This window comes from Serratia sp. TSA_198.1 (genome assembly GCF_052686505.1).
This window is the reverse complement of sequence record NZ_JBQZFP010000009.1, coordinates 69710-95708: the sequence shown is the minus strand read 5'-3', so window position 1 is coordinate 95708 and position 25999 is coordinate 69710. Positions and strand designations below refer to the sequence as shown.

General features: G+C 57.4%; 28 protein-coding genes. 13 read left to right on the top strand and 15 right to left on the bottom strand.

Features of this window, described 5'->3' with window-relative positions; genetic code table 11:
• Window positions 1-8: 8 nt before the first annotated feature.
• The 8 genes from ACUTSW_RS23740 (at window position 9) to ACUTSW_RS23705 (ending at window position 7265) form a co-directional block, all read left to right on the top strand.
• The gene (locus ACUTSW_RS23740; RefSeq protein WP_063203017.1) at window positions 9-251 is read left to right on the top strand and encodes a YhdT family protein; all 243 of its coding nucleotides are present in this window, start codon (window positions 9-11) and stop codon (window positions 249-251) included.
• Window positions 241-1686 (top strand): sodium/pantothenate symporter, encoded by a 1446-nt coding sequence (gene panF / locus ACUTSW_RS23735; protein WP_004948678.1) that lies wholly within the window; start codon window positions 241-243, stop codon window positions 1684-1686. The genes ACUTSW_RS23740 and panF overlap by 11 nt, the downstream gene beginning before the upstream one ends.
• Before the next feature lie 11 nt (window positions 1687-1697).
• On the top strand, window positions 1698-2579 hold the full coding sequence (gene prmA, locus ACUTSW_RS23730; RefSeq protein ID WP_004948683.1) for a 50S ribosomal protein L11 methyltransferase: 882 nt from the start codon (window positions 1698-1700) through the stop codon (window positions 2577-2579).
• Between the two features lie 192 nt (window positions 2580-2771).
• Window positions 2772-3506, top strand: a complete 735-nt coding sequence (locus tag ACUTSW_RS23725) for a carbonic anhydrase (protein ID WP_445585499.1) — start codon at window positions 2772-2774, stop codon at window positions 3504-3506.
• A gap of 370 nt (window positions 3507-3876) precedes the next feature.
• A complete protein-coding gene (gene dusB, locus ACUTSW_RS23720) occupies window positions 3877-4842 on the top strand; it encodes a tRNA dihydrouridine synthase DusB (protein ID WP_063203023.1) in 966 nt (321 codons plus the stop codon).
• A gap of 21 nt (window positions 4843-4863) precedes the next feature.
• A complete protein-coding gene (gene fis / locus ACUTSW_RS23715; protein WP_000462905.1) occupies window positions 4864-5160 on the top strand; it encodes a DNA-binding transcriptional regulator Fis in 297 nt (98 codons plus the stop codon).
• A 361-nt stretch (window positions 5161-5521) separates the two neighbouring features.
• Window positions 5522-6442 (top strand): kdo(2)-lipid IV(A) palmitoleoyltransferase, encoded by a 921-nt coding sequence (gene lpxP, locus ACUTSW_RS23710; RefSeq protein ID WP_063202311.1) that lies wholly within the window; start codon window positions 5522-5524, stop codon window positions 6440-6442.
• Between the two features lie 127 nt (window positions 6443-6569).
• Window positions 6570-7265: a CTP synthase C-terminal region-related (seleno)protein gene (locus ACUTSW_RS23705; protein ID WP_062868857.1), complete on the top strand. Its 696-nt coding sequence runs from the start codon at window positions 6570-6572 to the stop codon at window positions 7263-7265.
• Window positions 7266-7308: 43 nt separating this feature from the next.
• Here the strand turns inward: ACUTSW_RS23705 and ACUTSW_RS23700 are convergent, their stop codons facing one another.
• Together ACUTSW_RS23700 and ACUTSW_RS23695 are read right to left on the bottom strand one after the other, a co-directional pair.
• On the bottom strand, window positions 7309-7998 hold the full coding sequence (locus ACUTSW_RS23700) for an LrgB family protein (RefSeq protein ID WP_004948704.1): 690 nt from the start codon (window positions 7996-7998) through the stop codon (window positions 7309-7311).
• Entirely contained in the window at window positions 7991-8413 is a 423-nt protein-coding gene (locus tag ACUTSW_RS23695) for a CidA/LrgA family protein (protein ID WP_037433711.1), read from the bottom strand. The genes ACUTSW_RS23700 and ACUTSW_RS23695 overlap by 8 nt, the downstream gene beginning before the upstream one ends.
• A 135-nt stretch (window positions 8414-8548) precedes the next feature.
• On the opposite strand from ACUTSW_RS23695, the gene ACUTSW_RS23690 reads away from it, so the two are divergent.
• Window positions 8549-9436, top strand: a complete 888-nt coding sequence (locus tag ACUTSW_RS23690) for a LysR substrate-binding domain-containing protein (RefSeq protein ID WP_445585498.1) — start codon at window positions 8549-8551, stop codon at window positions 9434-9436.
• A 29-nt stretch (window positions 9437-9465) separates the two neighbouring features.
• On the opposite strand, the gene ACUTSW_RS23685 is transcribed toward ACUTSW_RS23690, so the two are convergent.
• From ACUTSW_RS23685 to ACUTSW_RS23665, 5 genes are all read right to left on the bottom strand, one after another.
• The gene (locus ACUTSW_RS23685) at window positions 9466-11115 is read right to left on the bottom strand and encodes a Na+/H+ antiporter (RefSeq protein ID WP_062868858.1); all 1650 of its coding nucleotides are present in this window, start codon (window positions 11113-11115) and stop codon (window positions 9466-9468) included.
• 184 nt (window positions 11116-11299) lie between these two features.
• A complete protein-coding gene (locus ACUTSW_RS23680) occupies window positions 11300-12661 on the bottom strand; it encodes an NCS2 family permease (protein WP_004948711.1) in 1362 nt (453 codons plus the stop codon).
• A gap of 348 nt (window positions 12662-13009) precedes the next feature.
• On the bottom strand, window positions 13010-13417 hold the full coding sequence (locus tag ACUTSW_RS23675) for a VOC family protein (RefSeq protein ID WP_062868859.1): 408 nt from the start codon (window positions 13415-13417) through the stop codon (window positions 13010-13012).
• A gap of 47 nt (window positions 13418-13464) precedes the next feature.
• On the bottom strand, window positions 13465-14133 hold the full coding sequence (locus tag ACUTSW_RS23670) for a glutathione S-transferase family protein (RefSeq protein ID WP_004948715.1): 669 nt from the start codon (window positions 14131-14133) through the stop codon (window positions 13465-13467).
• On the bottom strand, window positions 14112-14255 hold the full coding sequence (locus tag ACUTSW_RS23665) for a hypothetical protein (RefSeq protein WP_445585497.1): 144 nt from the start codon (window positions 14253-14255) through the stop codon (window positions 14112-14114). Before ACUTSW_RS23665 ends, ACUTSW_RS23670 begins: the two co-directional genes overlap by 22 nt.
• Before the next feature lie 193 nt (window positions 14256-14448).
• On the opposite strand from ACUTSW_RS23665, the gene bhsA reads away from it, so the two are divergent.
• The gene (bhsA, locus tag ACUTSW_RS23660) at window positions 14449-14709 is read left to right on the top strand and encodes a multiple stress resistance protein BhsA (RefSeq protein WP_062868861.1); all 261 of its coding nucleotides are present in this window, start codon (window positions 14449-14451) and stop codon (window positions 14707-14709) included.
• Window positions 14710-14765: 56 nt separating this feature from the next.
• Here bhsA and ACUTSW_RS23655 read toward each other — a convergent pair whose 3' ends face one another.
• A complete protein-coding gene (locus tag ACUTSW_RS23655) occupies window positions 14766-15683 on the bottom strand; it encodes a LysR family transcriptional regulator (RefSeq protein WP_445585496.1) in 918 nt (305 codons plus the stop codon).
• A gap of 129 nt (window positions 15684-15812) precedes the next feature.
• On the opposite strand from ACUTSW_RS23655, the gene ACUTSW_RS23650 reads away from it, so the two are divergent.
• Window positions 15813-16562 (top strand): 3-oxoacyl-ACP reductase family protein, encoded by a 750-nt coding sequence (locus ACUTSW_RS23650; protein ID WP_445585495.1) that lies wholly within the window; start codon window positions 15813-15815, stop codon window positions 16560-16562.
• Between the two features lie 63 nt (window positions 16563-16625).
• On the opposite strand, the gene ssb1 is transcribed toward ACUTSW_RS23650, so the two are convergent.
• Window positions 16626-17162, bottom strand: coding sequence for a single-stranded DNA-binding protein SSB1 (gene ssb1, locus ACUTSW_RS23645; RefSeq protein ID WP_006317814.1), 537 nt, complete (start codon window positions 17160-17162; stop codon window positions 16626-16628).
• 277 nt (window positions 17163-17439) lie between these two features.
• On the opposite strand from ssb1, the gene uvrA reads away from it, so the two are divergent.
• Both uvrA and ACUTSW_RS23635 read left to right on the top strand, forming a co-directional pair.
• Entirely contained in the window at window positions 17440-20274 is a 2835-nt protein-coding gene (gene uvrA / locus ACUTSW_RS23640; protein ID WP_006328337.1) for an excinuclease ABC subunit UvrA, read from the top strand.
• A 223-nt stretch (window positions 20275-20497) separates the two neighbouring features.
• Window positions 20498-21550, top strand: a complete 1053-nt coding sequence (locus ACUTSW_RS23635; RefSeq protein WP_062868864.1) for an NAD(P)-dependent alcohol dehydrogenase — start codon at window positions 20498-20500, stop codon at window positions 21548-21550.
• A gap of 34 nt (window positions 21551-21584) precedes the next feature.
• Here ACUTSW_RS23635 and maa read toward each other — a convergent pair whose 3' ends face one another.
• From maa to ACUTSW_RS23605, 6 genes are all read right to left on the bottom strand, one after another.
• Window positions 21585-22142 (bottom strand): maltose O-acetyltransferase, encoded by a 558-nt coding sequence (gene maa / locus ACUTSW_RS23630; RefSeq protein ID WP_062868865.1) that lies wholly within the window; start codon window positions 22140-22142, stop codon window positions 21585-21587.
• A 164-nt stretch (window positions 22143-22306) separates the two neighbouring features.
• Window positions 22307-22660 carry an MmcQ/YjbR family DNA-binding protein gene (locus ACUTSW_RS23625; RefSeq protein WP_004948738.1) on the bottom strand — a complete coding sequence of 118 codons (354 nt, stop codon included), beginning with the start codon at window positions 22658-22660 and terminating at the stop codon, window positions 22307-22309.
• Between the two features lie 4 nt (window positions 22661-22664).
• Window positions 22665-23081, bottom strand: coding sequence for a secondary thiamine-phosphate synthase enzyme YjbQ (locus tag ACUTSW_RS23620; protein ID WP_062868866.1), 417 nt, complete (start codon window positions 23079-23081; stop codon window positions 22665-22667).
• Between the two features lie 279 nt (window positions 23082-23360).
• Complete coding sequence (locus ACUTSW_RS23615; protein ID WP_006328339.1) at window positions 23361-24554, bottom strand: amino acid aminotransferase; 1194 nt, start codon at window positions 24552-24554, stop codon at window positions 23361-23363.
• Window positions 24555-24595: 41 nt separating this feature from the next.
• Complete coding sequence (locus ACUTSW_RS23610; protein ID WP_006317804.1) at window positions 24596-25213, bottom strand: YitT family protein; 618 nt, start codon at window positions 25211-25213, stop codon at window positions 24596-24598.
• A gap of 313 nt (window positions 25214-25526) precedes the next feature.
• Window positions 25527-25994, bottom strand: a complete 468-nt coding sequence (locus tag ACUTSW_RS23605) for an Lrp/AsnC family transcriptional regulator (RefSeq protein ID WP_004948752.1) — start codon at window positions 25992-25994, stop codon at window positions 25527-25529.
• Window positions 25995-25999: the final 5 nt, after the last annotated feature.

Sequence of the window (25999 nt, the reverse complement as noted above, 5' to 3'; positions counted from 1 at the left end):
AGACACTGATGGACAAACGCTTTATTCAAGCACACCGCGAAGCGCGCTGGGCGCTGGTGCTGACGCTGCTCTATCTGCTGGCCTGGTCGCTGGCGGCCTATCTGCCGGACAACGATGCCGGCATCACCGGCCTGCCGCACTGGTTCGAAATGGCGTGCCTGCTGGTGCCTCTGCTGTTTATCGGCCTGTGCTGGCTGATGGTACGCGGCGTGTTCCGCGATATTTCGCTGGAGGATGGCGATGCAAACTGAAGTGATCCTGCCGTTGATCGCTTATCTGCTGCTGGTGTTCGGCCTGTCGGTATATGCTTACAGCCGGCGTCAGAGCGGTAACTTCCTCAGCGAATATTTCCTCGGTAACCGGTCAATGGGCGGCTTTGTGCTGGCCATGACGCTGACCGCCACCTATATCAGCGCCAGTTCGTTTATCGGTGGCCCCGGCGCCGCCTACAAATACGGCCTGGGCTGGGTGCTGCTGGCCATGATCCAGCTGCCTGCGGTGTGGTTGTCGCTCGGCGTGCTGGGCAAAAAGTTCGCCATTTTGGCACGCCGGTATAACGCCATCACCCTGAACGACATGCTGTACGGCCGCTATCAAAGCCGCCTGTTGGTATGGTTGGCCAGCCTCAGCCTGCTGGTGGCTTTCCTGGGCGCCATGACGGTGCAATTTATCGGTGGTGCGCGCCTGCTGGAAACCGCTGCCGGTATCCCTTACGACACCGGCTTGCTGATTTTCGGCATCAGCATCGCGCTGTATACCGCCTTTGGCGGCTTCCGCGCCAGCGTGCTCAATGACGCCATGCAAGGGCTGGTGATGCTGCTTGGCACCGTGCTGCTGCTGGTTGCGGTGATCCACGCTGCCGGCGGCCTGCACAGCGCGGTGGACAAACTGCAGCAGATCGACCCGGCGCTGGTATCGCCGCAGGGCGGAGAGCAGATCCTCAGTCTGCCCTTTATGGCATCGTTCTGGATCCTGGTGTGCTTTGGCGTGATTGGCCTGCCGCACACTGCGGTGCGTTGCATCTCATACAAGGACAGCAAAGCGGTGCATCGCGGCATTATCCTCGGCACCATGGTGGTGGCGGTGTTGATGTTCGGCATGCATCTGGCCGGCGCGCTGGGCCGCGCGGTGTTGCCGGATCTGAAGATCCCCGATCAGGTGATCCCGACTCTGATGATCACCGTGCTGCCGCCGTACGCCGCCGGCATTTTCCTGGCCGCACCGATGGCGGCAATCATGTCGACGATTAATGCCCAACTGCTGCAATCTTCCGCCACTATCGTCAAAGATCTCTATCTTGGCGTGCGCCCGCAGCAAATGCAGAACGAAAGGTTGATCAAGCGTTTCTCCAGCCTCACCACGTTGATCCTTGGTCTGCTGGTGCTACTGGCGGCCTGGCGGCCACCGGAAATGATCATCTGGCTGAACCTGCTGGCGTTTGGTGGCCTGGAAGCGGTCTTCCTGTGGCCGCTGGTGCTTGGCCTGTACTGGGAACGCGCCAACGCGCAGGGAGCGCTTAGCTCAATGGTGACGGGTGCGGTATGCTATACGCTATTGGCCAGCTTCAAGCTGCAGTTGGCGGGGTTGCACCCCATCGTGCCTTCGTTGTTACTCAGCCTGCTGGCGTTTTATATCGGTAACGTCGTCGGCGAAAAGCGCCGGGTGACGTCATCATTACCCTCTTAAAGAGAATTGCTATGCCTTGGATCCAACTAAAACTGAACACCACCGGCAGCCAGGCGGAAGACCTGAGCGACGCGCTGGTTGAAAGCGGCGCGGTATCGGTAACCTTCCAGGACACCCACGACAATCCGGTGTTCGAGCCGCTGCCGGGTGAAACCCTGCTGTGGGGCGATACCGACGTGATCGGGCTGTACGACGCGGAAACCGACATGGCAGAAGTGGTGGCGATACTGGAACAGCATCCGCTGCTGGGCGCCGGTTTCCGCCACAAGATTGAACAGCTGGAAGACAAGGACTGGGAACGCGAGTGGATGGATAACTTCCACCCGATGCGCTTTGGCGAGCGTCTGTGGATCTGCCCGAGCTGGCGCGACGTGCCCGATCCGGACGCGGTCAACGTGATGCTCGACCCCGGCCTGGCGTTCGGTACCGGCACCCATCCGACTACCGCGCTGTGCCTGCAGTGGCTGGACGGCCTCGATCTGACCGGAAAAACCATTATCGACTTCGGTTGCGGTTCCGGCATTCTGGCGATTGCCGCACTGAAGCTCGGTGCAGAGCGCGCCATCGGCATCGATATCGATCCCCAAGCCATTCAGGCCAGCCGCGACAATGCGCAGCGTAACGGCGTTTCAGAGCGTCTGGAGTTGTATCTGCCGAAAGACCAACCGGCCGACCTGCTGGCAGACGTCGTGGTCGCCAACATCCTGGCCGGCCCCTTGCGCGAGCTGGCGCCGCTGATCGGCTGCCTGCCGAAGTCCGGCGGCTATCTGGGCCTGTCCGGCGTGCTGGCCACCCAGGCGGCAAGCGTAGCGGAAGCCTACGAAGATAAATTCACGCTCGATCCGGTCGCAGAGCGCGAAGAATGGTGCCGCATCACCGGCCAGCGTAACTAATCACACCGCCCTTTCATGCAAAAATCCATCGGAAGTTACTCCCTTCCGGTGGATTTTTTTATTTCCCTCTCGCCTGACCGATTTATACCTACTATTAGTAGGTGTATTCTCTTCCCCGTGACGCCAACGCCCACAGAGGCGACGGCGACTCTTCAAACAAACCTCACACCGTCGTTTTTAAAGGGAGTTAACATGAAAGGTCACTTATTGATTGCCGCGCTTTTAGCCGGCAGTTTTGCGGTCACTGCGGCTGAACAGGCGCATTGGGGCTATGACGGCCAGGAAGATCCGGCGCACTGGGGCAAACTTTCCCCAGACTTTTCGCTGTGCGAAACCGGTAAGAATCAGTCGCCGATCAATATCAAAGGCGCCCTGGAAACCCATCACGCCCAATTGCAGTTGGCATTCCAGCCAGGCAAGCAGCAGATCGTCAACAACGGTCACACCCTGCAGGTCAACGTCAGCGGCGGCAATACATTGGTGCTGGATAGCAGCACCTTCACGCTGCAGCAGTTCCACTTCCACGCCCCAAGCGAAAACGAAATTGACGGCAAACAGTTCCCGTTGGAAGCCCACTTTGTTTATAAAGGCAAAGACGGCGAACTGGCGGTGCTGGCGTTGATGTTCCAGCCAGGCAAGGCAAACGCGCAACTGGCGAAGGCGTGGCAACAGATACCGACTGCCGTCAATCAAACCGCGGTGCTGAGTGCTCCGCTGGATATCCAGGCCCTGCTGCCGAAGCAGTTTAACTTCTATCGCTTCAGCGGTTCGCTGACCACGCCCCCCTGCTCCGAAGGCGTTAGCTGGATGGTGCTGGATAAACCGGTCAGCGCGTCGGCCGAACAGATTGCTCAATTCAAGAACGTAGTCCGGCATGCGAACAACCGCCCGATACAGCCGCTGAATGGCCGGGTCATCATCGACTAAGGGCATCCGCAGGGCTTCACCGCCGGTTTTGACCACCGGCGGCGAATAAACACCTGTTCAGTCGGTTAAGCGTAATTCAGCCTATTCTCAACGGAATACCCTGATAAACACCGTATATTGATACCGTTCTCCAGTGGAATCCGCGCTGATTACAGATAAAATTCTGTTGTGTCGGGAATATTTTATTGTGCGAAAAACAATCGATTAAAGTCAACTCATTGTAAAATATATACAATATTTTTATGAAACCTGACGCAGCCCCTTTTCTCTGCCCGATAACGGCAAATTGGTCAAAGTTTGGCCTTTCATCTCAACGCAAAAATGCGTAATATACGCGCCCTTGCGGACACAGTATGGTTACTCTTTGTCTATGCGCATTGGACACCACCAGCTTACAAATTGCTTGATTGCGGCCCCTATGGCCGGCATTACAGATCGCCCGTTTAGAACCCTATGTCATGCAATGGGTGCTGGGATGGCTGTATCCGAAATGCTCTCCTCCAATCCGGAGGTATGGCGGACGGATAAGTCGCGTCTGCGTATGGTACATAGCGATGAACCTGGGATCCGTTCCGTGCAGATTGCCGGATGCGATCCCGATGATATGGCTGCCGCGGCGCGGATTAACGTGGCCGGCGGCGCACAGATCATCGACATCAATATGGGATGCCCGGCCAAAAAAGTGAACCGGAAGCTTGCAGGGTCTGCGTTGCTGCAGTACCCGGATCTGGTTAAACAGATCCTCCACGCGGTGGTTAACGCAGTGGATGTGCCGGTAACGCTTAAGATTCGCACCGGCTGGGAGCCAGAACACCGTAACTGTGTAGAGATTGCCCAACTGGCCGAAGACTGTGGTATACAGGCCCTGACTATTCATGGCCGAACCCGTGCCTGCCTGTTCAACGGCAACGCGGAGTACGACAGCATTCGGGCAGTTAAGCAGAGTGTTTCCATTCCGATTATCGCGAATGGGGATATTACTGACCCGCATAAAGCCAGAGCAGTGCTCGACTACACCGGGGCCGATGCCCTGATGATAGGCCGCGCTGCTCAGGGGAGACCCTGGATCTTCCGGGAAATCCAGCATTATCTGGACACTGGGGAGTTGCTGCCGCCTTTGCCGCTTGGCGAGGTTAAGCGCTTGTTGATAGGGCATATTCGGGAATTGCACGGCTTTTATGGCCAAGGCAAGGGATTCCGGATTGCTCGTAAGCACGTGTCCTGGTATCTACAGGAACACGCCCCGAATGACCAGTTTCGGCGCACATTCAACGCCATAGAGGATGCCAGCGAACAGCTGGAGGCGTTGGAGGCATATTTCGAAAATCTTGCGTAACAAAAAAGAGCTGACAGAACTATGTTCGAACAACGCGTAAATTCTGACGTACTGACCGTTTCTACCGTGAACTCACAGGATCAAGTGACTCAAAAGCCTCTGCGTGACTCGGTTAAACAAGCACTGAAGAACTATTTTGCTCAACTGAATGGTCAGGACGTTAATGACTTGTATGAGCTGGTTTTGGCTGAAGTTGAACAGCCACTGTTGGACATGGTGATGCAATACACCCGTGGCAACCAAACCCGTGCTGCTCTGATGATGGGCATCAACCGCGGTACGCTGCGTAAGAAATTGAAAAAATACGGCATGAACTGATACTAGTCAGTCAGGTTGTTGAAAAAAGGCGCTTTATCTCATTTGATAAGCGCCTTTTTCTTTGTCTTTACACCGCATCAGCGCCGGCGTAATGCGAATGAGAATATTCGTCTACTCCTCTTCCTTCGTAACCCGTATTGTGTGATACAATACGCATTCCTGGAGCCGCCTTCGCTGGCCTACAGCCATCCTTCCGAAGCCTGATAGCAGCGCGAACCGCCCCTTCGAGTGTAAAGATTTAGTCAATTATGGAATCTGGCTAAACCATAATGATGTCTGGGTGTCTTAGTAGTCGTATCGCAATTGAGTGGATCCTTTATGCGTTACAGGTTGCTGCCCCCTACTGCATAAATGAGTTGATATGAAGCGTCCACAAGAATTCCGTTCGGCCCTGCTGCACCCGCGCTACTGGTTTACCTGGTTCGGCCTGGCCATTTTGTTCCTGCTGGTTCAACTGCCTTACCCGCTGCTGCACAAGCTCGGCATATGGATGGGCCGCACCTCGATGCGTTTCCTGAAACGCCGCGTCGCCATTACCCGCCGTAACCTGGAGCTGTGCTTCCCGGATATGGACGAGGCGCAACGCGAGCGCAAAGTGATCGGCAATTTCGAATCCCTCGGCATGGGTCTGCTGGAAACCGGTATGGCCTGGTTCTGGTCAGATAAACGCGTCAAACGCTGGTTCAACGTCTCCGGCATCAATCACCTGAAAATGGCGCAGCAGAATGAACGTGGCGTGCTGGTGATTGGCGTGCACTTTATGTCGCTGGAGCTGGGCGGCCGTGCTATGGGGCTGTGCCAGCCCATGATGGCGATGTACCGCCCGCACAACAATAAAGCGATGGAATGGGCGCAGACCAAAGGTCGCATGCGCTCCAACAAGGCGATGCTCGATCGCAAAGACCTGCGCGGCATGGTGCATGCACTGAAGCGCGGTGAAGCCGTGTGGTTCGCTCCGGACCAAGACTACGGCCCACGAGGCAGCGTATTCGCGCCGTTATTCGCCGTCGATCAGGCCGCCACCACCAGCGGCACCTTTATGCTGGCGCGTATGGCCAAGCCGGCACTGGTTCCGGTGGTATTAATCCGTCGCGAGAAAGGCCGCGGCTATGACCTGTTGATCCAGCCTGCCCTGGAAGATTACCCGATAGGCGATGAGCTCGCGGCGGCAGCCTATATGAACAAAGTGGTCGAGAAAGAGATCATGCGGGCACCGGAGCAGTACATGTGGCTGCATCGCCGCTTCAAAACCCGGCCGATCGGTGCGCCCTCACTGTACTGAGCCCAGATTCTGTTTCCCAGCCCGGCCAAAACGCCGGGCTTTTTTGTGCGTTGCGTTTAAAAAACCTGCTGTCGGCCCTTCGGCTTTGCTGTAACCTCTTTTTTTACCCGCACAGGAAAAGGAAACGATGAAAACTCACGTCCGCATTGCTCTGGTCGGTGACTACAAACCCCAGGCCGTATCTCACCAGGCCATCCCCGTCGCTCTCCAGCTCACCGCCGCACACCTTAACGTCGATATTCAATCCCACTGGCTGCCCACAGAAACCCTTACCGACACCTCGGTATTGCAGGATTATGATGCTATCTGGGTGGTACCCGGCAGCCCATACAACCATGACGACGGCGTCTTTATGACCATTCGCCATGCTCGCGAACAGAATATCCCCTTCCTCGGCTCCTGCGGTGGCTTCCAGTATGCGATTGTGGAATACGCTCGTAACGTTATGGGCTGGCACGATGCCGGACATGCGGAAACCGATACCGGCGGCCGGCTGGTTATCGCTCCGTTGAGCTGTTCGCTGGTGGAAAAAAGCGGGGACATTATTTTCCAGCCAGACACACTGGTCGCCCGCGCTTACGGCAAGCTGGAAACGCATGAAGGCTACCACTGCAATTTCGGCGTTAACCCGGAGTTCGTTGCCGATCTGCAGCAACACCCGCTGATTATCAGTAGCCATGACCACGAAGGCGACGTACGTTCGATAGAGCTGCCGGGGCACCGTTTTTACGCCGCTACGCTGTTCCAGTCCGAACGTGCCGCGTTGCGCGATGAGCTGTCGCCGCTGCTGGTCGAACTGATTAAAACCGCGGCTAACAGCTGAAAAAAAGCCCTCGTACGAGGGCTTGTAGTATTGCTCAATATCTTTACCACATCAGTTGGCCAATCAGCGGGGCGGCGATCACCGTGATAACCCCCGCCAACATCATCACCAGGCTGGAAACCACGCCTTCTTCCTGTCCCATTTCATAGGCTTTCGCCGTGCCGGCACCGTGCGACGACGCCCCCAGCCCGGCGCCCTTGGCCAGGCTGCTGCGCACCGCCAGCCGCAGGAACAGAATGTCCCCCACCGCCATGCCGAATACTCCGGTAATCACCACGAACAACGCCACTAAATCCGGCTGGCCCCCCATCTGTTTGGCGGCCTCCAGCGCAAACGGCGTGGTGATGGAACGCACCGCCAGGCTGCGCTGTACCTCTTCAGGCAGCGTTAGCAGCCGCGCCAGCCACACCGAGCTGTAAACCGCCACCAGCACCGCCGTCAATACCCCGGCGGTGAGCGACAGCCAGTGGCGGCGGATAATATGCAGGTTTTCATAGACCGGCACCGCAAACGCGATAGTCGCCGGCCCCAACAGCCACAGCAGCCAGTGCGTTTCACCGATGTAATCCTGATACGAGATATGCGTCACCACCAGCAGCAGCACCAGGATCATGGGGGTCAGCACCAACGGCATCAGCAGCAGAGTGCGATGGCGGCGATAGAGCTTCTTATTGGCGAAGTACAACGCCAGCGTCGCCAGAAAGCAGGCCAGGCTAAGGATAAAATCATTCATCGCGCTGTTTCCGCCGCTGCAGCCAAACCTCTAGACGGTATACCCGATCGACCACCAGCCCGGTTGCGCCGAGCGTCAGCATGGTACTGATCGCAATCACCAGAAAAATCTTCCAGCCCTCCACCATCAGCAACTGGGCATAGTTGACCACCGCCACCACCGCCGGGACAAAAAACAGCAGCATCTCTGCCAGCAGCCAGCGTGAACCGGCCCTGACCCAGCTCAACGGTAAAACTCTCAGCAGGATCAGCGCCAGCAACATCAGCATGCCGACAATGTTGGCGGGTAGCGGCAGATGAAATTGCTTTACCAACCGGTCGGCAATCAGAAACAGCACCGCGTACAAAACAACCTGAACCGGCACCTGCAGGCGGGTCAACAGAGAGGGGGCTGCGCGGCGTAACGCCAATGACATGGAAGATAACCTCAAAAAAATTCAAGGCTTGCAGTATACGCGGCCAGGAAACCTTGCCTGAAATGAATTAAAATCATCAATATCATGCCATCAGGGAATAGTTTCCCGCCGGTATTGCCCTGAGGAGAGCCCAACGTGGATGTCCGCACCCTGCGTTACTTCGTGGAAGTCGTGCGCCAGCAAAGCTTCACCCGCGCGGCGGAGAAACTGTTCGTCACCCAGCCGACCATCAGCAAGATGCTGCGGCATCTGGAAGAAGAGTTGGAGTGTACGCTGCTGATCCGCGAAGGACGCAAGCTGCACCTGACCGACAGCGGCCAGGCAGTGTACCAGCGTGGGTTGGCGATCCTGGATGAGTTCCGCCAACTGGAGGCCGAACTGGAAGACATCAGTTCGGTGAAAAAAGGCGTGTTGCGGCTGGGTATCCCGCCAATGGTCGGCCGGCAGATAGCAGATTTGATCCGCCAGTTTCGCCAGACCTATCCTGGCATTGAACTGAAAATTTCCGAGCTGGGCGGGTTGTCGGTCGAGCAGGCGGTGATGTCCGGAGAACTGGATCTGGCGATGACGATATTGCCCGTCGACCTGGATCAACCGCTGACTTTCTTGCCGCTGCTGAGCCATCCGATGTGCGTGGTTGCGCCGCGTACGCCGCACTGGCTTAACCGCACCAGCATCGATATCGCCGAATTGGCCAACTGGCCGATCCTGATTTATAACGAGGACTTCTCGCTGTACAAAATGCTGATGAAGGCGTTCCGCCTGGCCGGTTTTGAACCGCAGATTGCCGTGCGTAGCGGGCAGTGGGATTTTCTGGCATCGATGGTACAGGCCGGGGTCGGCATCGCTACCCTGCCGGAGCCGGTTTGCCAGTGGCTGGATAAAGAAAACCTGATCTGGCTGCCGCTTGAGCCGCGGATGGAATGGCGTGTAGGGCTCATCTGGCGCCAGGGTAACTACCTGTCGCACGGCGCCCAGGCCTGGATCGCCTGCTGCCGCGACTACTGGCCGCCGATCAAATAACTGGGGCCGCGTCTGCGGCCCCGTTGGCATTACCCTTCGCGCTCTATCAGCAGCGCTTCCAGCAGGTCGAGATCGTGCAACAGCTTTTGCAGCGTCTCGTTGCTGATTTTCTGCGTTGCACGCAGGTGATACAGCTCCCCGCGCTCGGCGCGCAGTGCAGTCAGGCGGAAGCGTCGCTCGAGGTTCTCCAGCATCAGCGCATTTTCGATATCGTCTTTGGTGGTGATCCGCCGCCGCAACGTGCCCACGACCCGTGAACTGATCTCTTTCAGCACCTGCGGGTCGATGTTTTCTTCCACGTCGACGGCCAGGCGTTCTTCCATCTTGTTGATGCTTTCGATCGCCACTTCCGCCGCCATGGCAATCGCCATCCGCTCCTCGCTCTTGCTGGCGCTCTTGTCCGCCACCACTACGCCGCGCAGCAGCAACGGCAATGCCATCACGCCGACGATCAGTGAAAGCAGGATCACGCCGGCGGCGATGAACACCAACTGATAGCGCGCCGGGAAGGCGGTGCCGTCACTTAACAGCAGCGGAATCGACAGCACGCCGGCCAGCGTGATTGCCCCGCGCACCCCAGCGAACGACGCTATCCACAGCTCACGCGTACTGTAATCGCCAAACTGCAATGGCCGTTTTTTCATAAAACGCCGGCTGGCGTTTTTCATCAACCACAGCCAGGTAAAGCGCAACAACAACAACGCTGCGTAGATAATCGCCACATCGGCGAACAGGTACCAGGTCTGAATGGTCGGATCCAGCTCCGCCTGCAGGATTGAGGTTTCCAGGATCCCCGGCAGTTGCAGGCCCAACATGATGAACACCATGCCGTTAAACACGAACTCCAGCATCGCCCAGACGCTGTTGGCGCGCAGGCGCATCGCCAGTGGCGCATTGCGGATCACGCCGGACTGGCTGATGGTCATCCCCGCGGCAACCGCAGCCAGAATGCCGGAGACGCCGATATGTTCGGCAATCAAATAGGAAGCGAACGGCAACAGCAGCAGGAACACGATCTGCGTGGCCGGATCATCGCCGCTCCAGCGGCTCATCATCCGCAGCGATTTGCTGTAGCACCAGGTGACAGCCACACCGGCCAGCAGGCCGCCGATAGCGACCTTCAAGAACTCCAGGGTAGCGCCACCCACGGTAAACACCATGGTGCCCATCGCCACCGCGATGGCGAACTTGAGCGAAACCAGGCCGGACGCATCGTTCATCAGCGCCTCGCCTTCCAGCACGCCCATGATCGGTTTCGGAATACGCCCTTTACCGACGATGCCGCCCAGCGCCACGGCGTCCGTTGGCGACAGCACTGCCGCCAGCGCAAACGCCGCCACCAGCGGGATACCCGGCACCATGGCGTAAATCAGGTAACCGACCCCGACCACGGTAAGCAACACCAGCACCAGCGCCAGCCCCAGGATTTCACGGCCGTGATGCAGAAATTCGCGCGTTGGGGTTTTCCAACCGTCGGCAAACAGCAGCGGCGGGATAAACAGCACCAGGAACAGTTCGGGGTCAAAGTCGACATGCAGCCCGAAATGCGGCCAGGCCAGCAGAGCCCCGATGGCAATTTGCATTAACGGCAGCGGTATCTGGAACGGCAACATACGTGTCACCACCCCGGACAGGGAAACCACCAGGATCAAAATGAGGATTGTAAAAAATATTTCCATGCTTTCCTTAGACTCTCGGGTTCAGACTACATCTCTGATATATACCCCGATAGTAGATCACTTTTTTTACAGCGATTAAAGCTTGTTGTGCCTTTCAAAACGCAGCACAGAAAGAAGAAGACTTTTCTGAAGGGGAAGAAGGTCAGACTTTCCCCCACCCAACGGGTGGGGGAAACACAGCGGATTAAATCGCCCAACCGCCGGCATAGAACACCACCAGCGCCACCGCGATCAGCACGGTGCCGATATTCAGCTTGCGCCATTCACCGGAGCAAATGCGGCCAATCACCAGCGAGCTGAAGCCCAGCATGATACCGGTGACGATATTGCAGGTCAGCACGATAAACACCGCGCACAGCAGGCCGGACATGGCGTCGACAAAATCATTGAAGTCCAGCTTGGTGACGTTGCTCAACATCAGCAGGCCGACGTACATCAGCGCCGGTGCAGTAGCGTAAATCGGTACCAGATAAGACAGCGGCGACAAGAACAGGATCAGCAGGAACAGCAGGCCGACCACAGTTGCGGTCAGGCCGGTTTTACCGCCCGCCGCGGTGCCCGCTGCGGATTCGATATAGACCGCCGCCGGGGCCGCGCCCACCAGGCCGGAGAAAATGCTGCTCAGGGAATCCGAGGTCAGCGCCTTGCCGCCGTTGATGATCTGCCCGTCCTTATCCAGCAGGTTGGCCTGCCCGGCCACCGCGCGAATGGTGCCGGTAGCGTCAAACACTGCGGTCATCACCAGTGCCAGCACGCTCGGCAACACCACAGGTTGCAACGCACCCATAATATCCAGGCTGAAGATCAACGAATTGCCATTGGCGTCCGCCAGGCTTGGCATGGCGAACAGCCCCTGATATTTCACCGCGGGGTCAAACAGCAGGCCAATCACCGAAATGGCGATGATCACCAGCAAAATACCGCCGGGTACACGCAGTTTTTCCAACCCGAAAATCACCGCCAGACCGAGCAACGTCATCACCACCGGGAAAGAGGTGAATGCGCCCAGCGCCACCGGCAGGCCATCCAGCGGATTCTTCACTACCAGACCCACGCCGTTGGCGGCGATCAGCAGCAGGAAAAGACCGATGCCGATACCGGTACCGTGCGCCACGCCCATCGGCAAATTGCGCAAGATCCAGGAACGGATGCCGGTTATCGAGATGATGGTGAACAGCACGCCCATCAGGAAGACCGCGCCCAGCGCCACCGGGATGCTGATGTGCTGGCCCAGCACCAGGCTGAAAGCGGTAAAGGCGGTCAGGGAAATCGCACAACCGATGGCCATCGGCAGGTTAGCCCATAGCCCCATCAGCAATGAGCCGAGACCGGCGACCAGGCAGGTGGCAACAAACACCGCCGTTGGCGGGAAGCCCGCTTTGCCCAACATGCTCGGCACCACGATCACCGAGTAAACCATCGCCAGGAAAGTGGTTAATCCCGCCACCACTTCCTGACGCACGGAGCTGCCGCGTGCGGAAATATTAAAATAGCCATCAAGCCCGCCTTTTGGTTTAACGGCGTTGTTCGCTTGAGAATTCGACATGTTGCTGTCCCCTGTATTTCATTGCCAGCCCGTTTCACAAGGCTTGTTATTCCGCCCACGCATGTTCATTACGGAATCGTTTCCATCACGTCAGCTTCCCTGCCCTTCGGCCGCACCGCCCATCGGCGTGGCGTTAAAAGGCAAACGTTTAACTCTCATCGCGTGATACGGGTGATTTATGGTGGTTTATTCAAGGCAAACGATTATCCGGCCTTCCATACCCTCTGATCAACCAAGATCGCGGCAATTCATGCAGAAAAGCGCCGGGATCAATCATTATCGAAATGGCGAGATTTGTCACATAGGTAAATCCGATGGGGCGCCCCCGGCTCAGGGGGCAAAAACCGGCTACTGAGCCTGTGCGGCTTTTTCATCCATGTACATCAGTTCCCAGATATGGCCGTCCAAATCCTGGAAACCGTGGCCGTACATAGAACCGTAATCCTGCGGCTGATTATAGGTATTGCCGCCGGCGGCAATCGCCTTGCGCACCAGGCTGTCCACCGCCGCCCGGCTGGGCTGCGACAGGCAAAGCAGCACTTCGGTCGCCCTCCTGGCATCGCCAATCGGGTTCGGGGTGAACATTTTGAATTTATCGTGAGTCAGCAACATTACATAAATGGTCTCGCTGACCACCATGCAGGCGGCGGTATCATCGGTAAACTGCTGATTAAAGCTGAAACCCAACTGGGTAAAAAACTCGATGGATGCGGGCAAATTGTCCACCGGCAGGTTAACAAAAATTTGCGTAGGCATAGGCTATCTCCGAACAGACGTTAACCCGTCAAGTATAGTTCATGCCCTCAGCTCAGCAGTTCATAAGGGCCGCCCTGCTCCAGTGCCCGCTGGTAGGCTGGCCGGGTATGGATACGCTGCAGATAGCCGCGCAGCTTCGGGCAATTGTCCAGCGAACCGCGCGCCGCCATCGCTTCCAGCGGAAAGCTCATCTGGATATCCGCCGCGCTGAATTCATTGCCGACAAACCAGGTGCTTTTGCTCAGGTGCTGCTCAAGATAATCGCGATGCGTGGCGATCTGTTTGTCCAGATATTCCCGCTGAACCCCTTTGCCAATCGCCCCCGCTAGCGGCCGCAACAACCAGGGGACCGGCGATTGCCCCAGGCGGCTGAATACCAGCTTCATGACCTGCAGCGGCATCAGCGATCCTTCCGCATAATGCAGCCAGTAACGGTATTGTTGGCGAGCATGATGGTCGGTCGGGATAAACAGCCCCTGGGCATCGTAGGCTTCTTGCAAATATTCGATAATGGCGCCGGATTCCGCCAGGGTCAGATCGCCATCGACAATCACCGGGGATTTGCCCAACGGGTGGATCTTTTTCAGCTCCGGCGGCGCCAGCAGGGTTTGCGGATCGCGTTGGTAACGCTGTACCTGATAAGGCACACCCAGTTCTTCCAGAAACCACAAGATACGCTGCGAGCGTGAATTATTCAGATGGTGCACGATAACCATGAAGTTTCTCCAATCCGTTGCCAACCCAGTTCGCCAGTCTGCACGCCGTTACCGATTTGCAGCGACACGGTGCGCAGCCTCAGTCGATCGTCAGTGATGCGGTAAAGCGGATCTGATGCCATTGCGCTCCCCTTTAAGAATCACCTTTAAAGGGTAGTGGCGATTATTCCAGCACGCCAGCCTTCAAAATTAAGTCAATTTATTTGAATTAAATACTCAAAACTCTCCGATTTTCTCTTTGGGCATGCAGGTCTATTATTCAACGCATCGAGAGGATACAACCTCTCATCTGACAAATACCCTGAGGATTGAATCATGAAGAACATCAAAATTTTTGCTACCGCTCTGTTGCTGACTACCGCTTCTTTCGCTTCCGTTGCCGCTGAGCAGCCTTCCAGCCAACCTGCGGCCGACGCTCAGAAAATCGGTGTCGTCTCCGTTGCCGGTGCCTCTAACCTGAGCGCACTGGAAGCCGAACTGGCTAACAAGGCCGCTGCATCAGGCGCCAGCTCTTACCGCATCATCGCCGCCGGTGGCCAGAACAAACTGCACGGCACCGCTGAAATCTTCAACTGATCGTCAGACAGCCCACTGACGGAAGAAAGAAGCCCCGCGAGGGGCTTTTCTCGTTTCTAGCGCGCATCAAAACGCGTCGCCAGCTTCTGCAGGCGAAATTGCTCGGTGATGTAATCGACAAACGCCCGGGTTTTGCTGGGCAGAAATTTGGTAGTGGGAAAGTAAAGATAGACGCTGCCGCGATCGACATACCAGGCTGGCAGCACCCGCAATAAGCGACCACTTTCCAGATAAGGCAAGGCGCTTGGCATGGAGATCAACGCAATGCCCAGCCCCATTTCCGCCGCTCGCGCCGCCGCCTCCGGCTCATTCACCGTCATGTTAACGGTCATCAAGGGCGCCCGCTGTTCGTTATCCGCATTACGCAGCGGCAGGTTGCGAATCCGCCCGGTTTGCGGCGAACGGATAAAAATCCCCGCGTGGTTCGCCAACTGTTCCGGTTGGCTCAAAAGCGGATGACGCCGCAGATACTCCGCCGAGGCCACCAATACCCCGTGGGCCGGCGCCAATTCACGCGCAATCATTCCCTGCGCCAATTCAATACCGCCGCCAATTGCGGCGTCGAAGTGTTCGCCAATCATATCCACTTTGCGATTGTCAAAATGCCAGTCTGGCACGATCGCCGGGTAACGTGACAAAAACGCCGGCAACAGAGGCATCACGAAATGCAGACCGAAAGCGGTACCCATGCTGACCTTTAGCGTACCTGCCGCGACAGAGCCACTGCTGTTCACCCTTTTCAGCGCGCACTGGATCGACTGCAAACCGCCGCTCACTTCCTGAAGAAAACGTTCCCCCTCTTCGGTCAGGATCAACTTGCGCGTGTTGCGCTGGAATAGCCGTACACCCACCAGCGTCTCCAGCTTGGTGACATTTTTCCCCACCGCCGCAGAGCTGATGCCCAGCTTGCGGCCGGCAGCGGAAAAACTGCCGTTTTCCGCGCTGCTGACAAAACATTCCAGATGGCCGAGCATGGCTTTCCTCTGTTGATTTCAAACCTATGGTTTAAGCTGATTATAGCGCTTTGGGGCTAGTGGCCACGTTGCGTTTCTCCGATACTGGTCCGGTAGATTTTTTAACCTTACCCACTCTGGAGAAACATCATGTCAGCAACCCTCTCTCTGCAAGGCAAAGTCGCATTCGTTCAGGGCGGTTCACGCGGTATCGGCGCCGCCATCGTCAAACGGCTGGCGCACGATGGTGCCGCGGTGGCATTCACCTACGCAGCTTCCGCCGACCGGGCCGATGCCGTGGTGAGTGAAATCGCCGCCGCCGGCGGCAAGGCTATCGCCATCAAAGCCGACAGCGTCGACGCCGCCGCAGTACAGCAGGCGGTACGCCAGGCGGTGAACAGCTTCGGCAATCTGGACATTCTGGTGAACAACGCCGGGGTGTTTACCTTGGGCAGCACCGAAGAACTGGCGCTGGAAGATCTGGACCGTATGCTCGCGGTGAACGTACGCAGCGTCTTTGTTGCCAGCCAGGAAGCTGCGCGCCATATGAACGACGGTGGCCGCATCATTCACATCGGCAGCACCAACGCCGAGCGCGTGCCCTTTGGCGGCGCCGCCGTTTACGCGATGAGCAAATCCGCGCTGGTCGGCCTGACCAAGGGCATGGCGCGCGATCTCGGCCCACGCGGTATCACCGTCAACAACGTGCAGCCCGGCCCGGTGGATACCGAGATGAACCCGGACGACGGCGATTTCGCCGAGCAGTTGAAACAGCTGATGGCCATCGGCCGCTACGGTAAAGACGAAGAGATCGCCAGCTTTGTCGCCTATCTGGCCGGCCCGCAAGCGGGCTACATCACCGGAGCCAGTCTGAGCATCGACGGCGGCTTCTCGGCTTAAGGTTGGCAGAAAAGCAAAAAGCCCCGAAAAGGGGCTTTTTTATTGGCTTCAGACAGCCCGATATCAGAAAGGAATATCGTCGTCGAAGTCCATTGGCGGTTCGTTGCTGCTGGCTGCCGGCGCGTTGTTCTGCGCTGGGCGCGCCTGCTGGCCGCCGCTGAACTGGTTGCCACCCTGTGGTTGCTGAGGCTGGCCCCAACCGCCCTGGCCGCCTGCTGCCTGACCACCGCCTGCAGGTGCGCCGCCGCCTTGACGGCCGCCCAGCATCTGCATGGTGCCGCCAACGTTAACCACAACTTCGGTGGTGTATTTTTCTACGCCAGCCTGATCGGTCCATTTACGGGTCTGCAGGGCACCCTCGATATACACCTGGGAACCTTTACGCAGATATTCGCCCGCAACTTCAGCCAGCTTGCCGAACAACACAACGCGGTGCCACTCGGTTTTTTCTTTCTGCTCGCCAGTCGCCTTGTCACGCCAGCTTTCGGAGGTCGCCAGGGTAATGTTGGCCACTGCGCCGCCATTCGGCATGTAACGGACTTCCGGGTCTTGGCCCAGATTCCCGACCAGAATTACTTTGTTTACGCCTCTGCTGGCCATGAGAACTCTCCTGATGATTGATTTTTACACAGTATAAACGAGTAAGTTTAACACGCTCAGCCTGAAACGACACCCGTGTTGATAACTGCGTATTGTATTCCAGAATTGTCCTTTCGAACGACCTTGTTGCATTCGTATACTGGATATTCATTCAGGTTTTTTTGTGTCATAATTATGCGTTTCGTACTGGCTGTGCCGGTTTTTTGCGCGGTTGATCACAAAATCACCCGCACTAAACCCAGACAGGCGCGGTGTATCATCAAGACGGGAAGTGTAAATGGACAATATCGAAGTTCGTGGTGCTCGAACCCATAATCTCAAAAACATCAACCTGATTATCCCGCGTGACAAGCTGATCGTCGTCACCGGTTTGTCCGGTTCAGGCAAGTCCTCGCTGGCTTTTGATACCCTGTATGCCGAAGGGCAGCGCCGCTACGTCGAGTCGCTCTCCGCCTATGCACGCCAGTTTCTTTCGCTGATGGAAAAACCGGACGTCGACCATATTGAAGGTCTGTCGCCGGCGATTTCCATCGAGCAGAAATCCACCTCGCATAACCCGCGATCCACGGTCGGCACCATCACCGAGATCCACGATTACCTGCGCCTGCTGTTCGCCCGCGTCGGCGAACCGCGCTGCCCGGATCACCATGTGGAACTGGCGGCGCAAACCGTCAGCCAGATGGTGGACAACGTTCTCAGCCAGCCGGAAGGCAAACGCCTGATGCTGCTGGCACCGGTGGTGAAAGACCGCAAGGGCGAGCACACCAAAACGCTGGAAAACCTGGCGACCCAGGGCTATATCCGCGCGCGCATCGACGGCGAAGTGTGTGACCTCTCGGATCCGCCGAAGCTTGAGCTGCAGAAAAAGCACACCATTGAAGTGGTGGTCGATCGCTTCAAGGTGCGTGAAGATCTGGCGCAGCGCCTGGCGGAATCGTTCGAAACCGCGCTGGAGCTGTCCGGCGGCACGGCGGTAGTGGCCGACATGGACGACGAAAAAGCGGATGAGCTGCTGTTCTCCGCCAACTTCGCCTGCCCGATCTGCGGCTACAGCATGCGCGAGCTGGAACCGCGTCTGTTCTCGTTCAACAACCCGGCCGGCGCCTGCCCGACCTGTGACGGCCTGGGCGTGCAGCAGTTCTTCGATCCGGAACGCGTGGTGCAGAACCCCGAGCTTTCGTTGGCCGGCGGTGCGATCCGCGGTTGGGATCGTCGCAACTTTTATTATTTCCAGATGCTGCGTTCGCTGTCGGAACATTATGCCTTCGACGTCGAAGCGCCGTTCAACTCTCTGGACGCCAACGTGCAGAAAGCGGTGCTGAGCGGTTCCGGCAAAGAGTCGATCGAGTTCAAATACATTAACGATCGCGGTGATACCACCGTGCGCCGCCACCCGTTCGAAGGCGTGCTGCACAACATGGAACGCCGTTATAAAGAGACGGAATCCAGCGCGGTGCGCGAAGAGCTGGCGAAGTTTATCAGCAACCGCCCTTGCGCCTCGTGTCACGGCACTCGCCTGCGCGAAGAAGCGCGCAACGTGTTTGTCGAAGACACCACGCTGCCGGAAATCTCCGATCTGAGCATCGGCCACGCCATGACCTTCTTCCAGAACATGAAGCTCAGCGGCCAGCGCGCCCAGATCGCCGAAAAAGTCCTGAAAGAGATTGGCGACCGCCTGAAATTCCTGGTGAACGTCGGGCTTAACTACCTGTCGCTGTCTCGCTCGGCGGAAACCCTGTCCGGCGGCGAGGCGCAGCGTATTCGTCTGGCCAGCCAGATCGGCGCCGGCCTGGTGGGCGTAATGTACGTTCTTGATGAGCCGTCGATCGGCCTGCACCAGCGTGACAACGAACGCCTGCTGGAAACGCTGATCCACCTGCGTAACCTGGGCAACACGGTGATCGTGGTCGAGCATGACGAAGACGCCATCCGCGCCGCCGATCACGTGATCGATATCGGCCCCGGCGCCGGTGTGCATGGCGGCCAGGTGGTGGCGGAAGGTACCGTCGAAGACATCATGGCGCAGCCCGAATCGCTGACCGGCCAGTTCCTCAGCGGCAAACGCGAGATTGCCATCCCTGAGCAGCGCGTACCTGCCGATCCGACCAAGGTGTTGAAGCTGAGCGGCGCGCGCGGCAACAACCTGAAAGACGTGACGCTGACGCTGCCGGTGGGGCTGTTTACCTGCATCACCGGGGTCTCCGGCTCAGGCAAATCCACGCTGATCAACGACACGCTGTTCCCGATCGCCCAACGCCAGCTCAACGGCGCCACCATTGCCGAACCTGCGCCGTTCCGCGAAGTGACCGGCCTCGAACATTTCGACAAAGTGATCGACATCGATCAGAGCCCGATCGGCCGCACCCCGCGCTCCAACCCGGCCACCTACACCGGCATCTTCACCCCGGTGCGCGAGCTGTTCGCCGGCGTACCGGAGTCGCGCAGCCGCGGCTATAACCCAGGCCGCTTCAGCTTCAACGTCAAGGGCGGGCGCTGCGAGGCCTGTCAGGGCGATGGCGTGATCAAGGTGGAAATGCACTTCCTGCCGGATATCTACGTGCCCTGCGACCAGTGCAAAGGCAAGCGCTATAACCGTGAGACGCTGGAAGTGAAGTACAAAGGCAAGAGCATCCACGAAGTGTTGGAGATGACCATCGAAGAAGCGCGCGATTTCTTCGACGTGGTGCCGGCGCTGGCGCGCAAGCTGCAAACGCTGATGGACGTCGGCCTGTCCTACATTCGCCTCGGCCAGTCGGCGACCACGCTGTCCGGCGGTGAGGCGCAACGCGTCAAGCTGGCGCGCGAGCTGTCTAAACGCGGTACCGGCCAGACGCTGTATATCCTTGATGAGCCGACCACCGGTCTGCACTTCGCCGATATCCAGCAACTGCTGGCGGTGCTGCATCAGCTGCGCGATCAGGGCAACACCATCGTGGTGATTGAGCACAACCTGGACGTGATTAAAACGGCGGACTGGATTGTCGACCTGGGGCCGGAAGGCGGCAGCGGCGGCGGTGAAATCCTGGTCTCCGGCACGCCGGAAACCGTGGCCAACTGCGAAGCTTCGCATACCGCGCGCTTCCTCAAGCCGTTACTGAAAATGAAGAAATAACCTTTCTTGCCGGCGGGCCCTTTTGCGGCCCGCCATTTTAACCGTTCTGCCCAAATTAAAGAGAAACAGGCAAGATTTAGACATTTTCAGGCATTTCCCTCCCTGCTCGCCCCTTTTATCATCAATGTTCCCTCTGCGCCGCCCGTATGACCTGGGCCGCGTCTCACCGGCACTCTGCCGCCGGAAAGCATTCTCCCCCCATTCACTGATGACTGGAGTTACCATGAACATTACGCATGCCTATGCCGCGCATGACGCGAAGTCAGCGCTCGTACCTTTCGATTACACACCGCGTGCCCTACGCGACCACGATGTGCAAATCGAAGTTCTGTTCTGTGGCGTTTGCCATTCGGATCTGCACCAGGCCCGCAACGAATGGAACAACTCGATTTTCCCGGTGGTGCCCGGCCATGAAATTGTTGGCCGCGTGACCGCCGTCGGCAACCACGTATCCCGCCATCAGGTTGGCGATCTGGTCGGCGTCGGCTGCATGGTCGATTCCTGTCGCAGCTGCCCTAGCTGTGACGAAGGGCTGGAGCAATACTGTGAAAACGGCTTTACCGGCACCTATAACGGCCAGGATCGGCAAACCGGCGCCATCACCTACGGCGGCTACTCAACCGCTATGGTGGTGGATCAGGACTTTGTGCTGCGGGTGCCGGCAAACCTCGATCCGGCCGGCGTCGCGCCGCTGCTTTGCGCCGGTATCACCACCTATTCGCCACTGCGCCAATGGGGTGCAGGGCCAGGCAAGAAGGTCGGTATCGTCGGCCTAGGCGGCCTGGGGCATATGGGGGTCAAGCTGGCGCGGGCAATGGGCGCTCATGTGGTGCTGTTCACCACGTCGGCTTCCAAAGTTGAAGACGCCAAACGCCTCGGCGCTCATGAGGTAGTGATCTCGCGCAACCCGGAAGAAATGGCGCAGCACACCAACAGCTTCGATTTTATTCTCAACACGGTGGCGGCTCAGCACGATCTGAACCCGTTCCTCAACCTGCTGCGGCGTGATGGCACCTTGACGCTGGTCGGTGCGCCGGAACATGACCACCCGTCACCGCAGGTGTTTAACCTGATCATGAAACGCCGCCGCCTCGCCGGTTCACTGATCGGCGGTATTGCAGAAACCCAGGAGATGCTGGATTTCTGCGGCCAGCACGGCATTACTTCGGATATCGAACTGATCCCGATGCAGCAAATCAACGAAGCCTATGAGCGCATGCTGAAAAGCGACGTGAAATACCGTTTCGTGGTGGATATCAACTCTCTGCGAGCATAATGCTACGGGCGCCCACTGCGGCGCCCGTTTTTTGTTATAGCTGTTTAATCACCCGCGCCGGATTGCCGCCGACCACGCAGTTGGCCGGTACGTCTTTGGTGACGACCGCCCCAGACGCCACCACCACGTTATCTCCCAGAGTAACGCCGGGGTTAATGACCGCCCTGCCGCCGATCCAGACATTATTGCCAATGCTTACCGGTTTGCCGAACTCCGCACCGCCGACGCGGGTTTGCGCATCCAGCGGATGGGTAGCGGTATAAATATGCACCCCCGGCGCCAACAGGCAGTTATCACCAATATGCACTTCGCACACATCCAGGATGACGCAGTCAAAATTGGCGTAAAAATTCTTCCCCAGATAGATGTTATAACCGTAATCGCAGCGGAACGTCGGTTCGATGGTTCCCCCCTGATACTGGCCCAACAGCGCCGTCAGCCACTGTTTACGCAGATCGCCCTCGTCCGGGGATGAATGGTTGTAATGGTGCACCAGTTGGCGCGCACGCTTGCGTTCGCTGCGCAGCAGCTCGTCACCGGCATCGTACAGTTCGCCGGCAATCATCTTGCGTTTTTCTTCACTCATGGCCATCTCACGGCATCCTTTGGTCTCGCGGCTCATCGATTAAAAAGCCTAGTCCTTCCTGGTGCGCAATGAAACGGGAACGTTCCCATTCTCGAATCGCGATCACAATTTAAAGAGAAAAAAGGAGACAACGGAACGGAAAAGGCAGGCGGCCACGCCTGCCCTGACGGTTAAGCGCGCAGTTCCTGCCGCACGTGGTCGGGTAACCCTTCCAGCACCAGCTGATATGAACTGTCGATCAAGGTGTAAAATTGCGAGTTCGGCAGGTTACCGTCGAGAAACACCGTATTCCAGTGCGCCTTGTTCAGGCCAGCGCAGGCGACGATCTCCGGGTGATGCTCGCGCAGACTTTCCGCCAACTCCGGGCTTGATTTCACCGCCAGGGCCGGCCGGCCCTGTACCTCGCACACCATGGCGAACATCACGTCGCCGACCTTGATCTGGCTGGCCTGCCACTGGTTCTGGTCGCTTTGTTCCGCGCCCGGCTTCGCCATGCAGTATTCCAGCAGTGCTGTGTTATTCATTGGGTTACTCCCCCTGTAAAGTGGCCACAATACGGCGTGAACCGCCGTGGATGCGGTGCTCCCCCAGCCAAATTCCCTGCCATGTGCCCAACATCAGCCGCCCATGGCCGACGGGCAGCATCAAAGATGTGCCCAGCAGCGAGGATTTGATGTGTGCCGGCATGTCGTCCAGCCCTTCGTAGTCGTGCTGATAGGGTGCGTTCTCGGGTACCTGACGCAGGAAATGCTGCTCCATATCGGCTCGCACCGTGGGATCGCAGTTCTCGTTGAGCGTCAGCGAGGCCGAGGTATGCTGCAACAACAGATGCAGCAGGCCGGTTTGCAGGCGGTGTAAGTGGGTTAACTGGTCGGTAATCTCTTCGGTAACCAGATGAAAACCACGCGCTTTTGCGCTGAGGATAAGCGTTTGCTGATGCCACATGAGTGAGCGCCCCTCAATCAGTATATTCTCTATCCGGTTTGCGGCAACTTTGGCGGCAAACCGACAACAAAAAAGGAGCGATATCGCTATCGCTCCTCAGACTGCTGACAAAGCCCGTTATTAGGGAGAGCGTGCCGAAGGGGTCGTAGCGGCTTGCCCGCCGGAGCGCCCCTCGGTGCGCTAGGCCCGGGTATCTCAGGTTCAAAGACAACTTTGTCATCAAACTCAGGAGCGATATCGCTATCGCTCCTTTGCGAACGTCAGTTCACCCTAACAACATTACTGCACCGCGGCAAACGCCTCGGCCACCTGATGCACGTTGTTGTGGTTCAGGCCAGCCATGCAAACGCGCCCGCTGTGGATCAGGTAGACGCCGAACTCTTCACGCAGGCGATCAACCTGCGCCGCGCTGAAACCGGTGTAGCTGAACATGCCACGCTGCTGCAGCAGGTAATCGAAGTTACGCTGCGGCAACGCGATTTTCAGCGCCTCTACCAGCGTTTTGCGCATCTCAAGGATACGGGTGCGCATGCTTTCCACTTCCGCCAGCCACTGGGCCTTCAACTGCGTATCGTTCAGCACCTTCGCCACCACCTGCGCACCGAAGTTCGGCGGGCTGGAGTAGTTGCGACGTACGGTGGCCTTCAATTGCCCCAGCACGCGTCCGGCGGCTTCTTCGCTTTCGCACACTACCGACAGGCCGCCGACGCGTTCGCCATACAGCGAGAAGATTTTCGAGAATGAGTTACTCACCAGGCACGGCAGGCCGGCGGCGGCGATAGTGCGGATAGCGTAAGCATCTTCGGTGATACCGCCGCCAAACCCCTGATAGGCGATATCGAGGAACGGGATCAGCTCACGCTCGGCGATCACCTTGACCACCTCGTCCCACTGGGCATTGGTCAGGTCAGAGCCGGTCGGGTTGTGGCAGCACGGATGCAGCAGCGCGATGCTGTGTTTCGGCAGCTGTTTCAACGCGCTCAACATGGCGTCGAACTTCACGCCCAAGCTTTCGCCATCAAAGTACGGGTAGGTGTTCACTTTGAAACCGGCCCCGCCGAAGATGGCGATATGGTTTTCCCAGGTAGGATCGCTGACCCACACCTGCGAATCCGGGAAGTAGCTTTTCAGGAAGTCGGCACCCACTTTCAGCGCGCCGGAACCGCCGACGGTCTGAATGGTGGCGATGCGCCCCTGCTGCAGCATCGGGTGCTCGGCACCGAACAGCAGATGCTGAATGGCAGTACGGTAAGGCAGCAGGCCTTCCATCGGCAGGTAGACCGACGCGCCCTGATCCACGCTGTTCAACTGCGCTTCCGCTGCGGCAACCGCCTTCATCTGCGGGATAATACCCCGCTCGTCATAGTAAAGGCCGATACTCAGGTTAACCTTGTGCGCACGTGTGTCTTTTTTGAATTTTTCCATCAGCGACAGGATAGGATCGCCTGCATAGGCATCAACGTTCTGGAACACGGGGTCGTTCTCCTAGATTGGGTTATTCAGAAGGTACAGATTCAAACGCTGTAACGACCAGGGCGATGGTTCATCGCGATAATCAGATTCAGCACCATTGCACCTAATATAGACGCAATTAGCAGGGAAATATTCACCACAAACAGTGAGGCTAACACGATAGAAATATCGACCGCCATTTGCAATTTGCCGGCGCGCAAACCGTATTTATCCTGCAGATACAGCGCGAGAATATTGACGCCGCCCAGGCTGGCCTTATGGCGAAATAATACAATAAACCCTAACCCCATGATCATGCTACCGAACACCGTTGCATAAAAAGGCTGCAGGCGGTCGAAATGGATGAAATAGGGGTGCAAATCGGAAAATATCGACACCAGCGCCACCGAGCAGAAGGTTTTGACGGTGAACGCCCACCCCATACGGCGGATCGCCAGATAATAGAACGGCAGGTTAAGCAAAAAGAACGCTACGCCGAACGACAGCGGTGTCAGGTAATTGATTAAGAAGGCCAATCCGGCGGTGCCACCGGTCAGCGCGCCGGCCTGCCGCAGCAGGATCACGCCGAACGACACCATCAGCGTGCCGATCAGGATCGCCAGCACGTCTTCCAGCAGAGTATGGGAAATATTGTCTTCAGGGCTGATGCAGTTATCCATGGTGTTATTACTCAAAGTAGGTTGCCATCACCGCCCGGTGAACCGGGTTTGTACGCTGAATAATGCAAAAGCCACACCATAAGATAAGTAAAACAGCCGTCATCATGCGATTTCGCAGGATGTTCGGCATTTACGCACAATAAGCCGCTGTTTTTATTTAAAATAAAAAATGCACAAAATACGCATAAAAAACAAAACAACCGCAAGCATCACGCATTAAATGCAGATTTATAGACCAACCTCCGCATTAAATGCCCATTAATGGTGCAGATCGCCCCTAAATGGTTCATTAAATGGATGCGGCAATGTCCGATCAGCGCGCTACCGGCAGCAGTCCGTTTTCTTTCAGCCGATTCAGTACCACCGCGGTTTTCACGTGCGCTACGCTCTTGTGCATAGACAGAGTCTTGCTGATAAAGTCGCTCAGCGCTGCCAGATCGGCCACGGCCACCTTTAACAGATAGTCAGCGTCGCCGGTGGTTTTATAGGCGTCGAGAATAGCGTCAACCTCTTCCAGCATGCGATGAAAGCTGTCCACATGCTCCTGGGCATGGTTGGTCAGGCTCACTTCGATTAACCCCACCATGCCCAACCCAACGGCCTCCGGCGCCAGCCGCGCATGGTAGCCGCGGATCAACTGAGCCTGTTCCAGGCTGATGCGCCGCCGTGAGCACTGGGAAGCGGACAACCCCACCAGCTCGCTCAATTCCTGATTGGTCAGACGGCCATTGGCCTGTAACAGCGTCAGGATTTTCATATCAAAATCGTCAATGTTGTACATAGCCA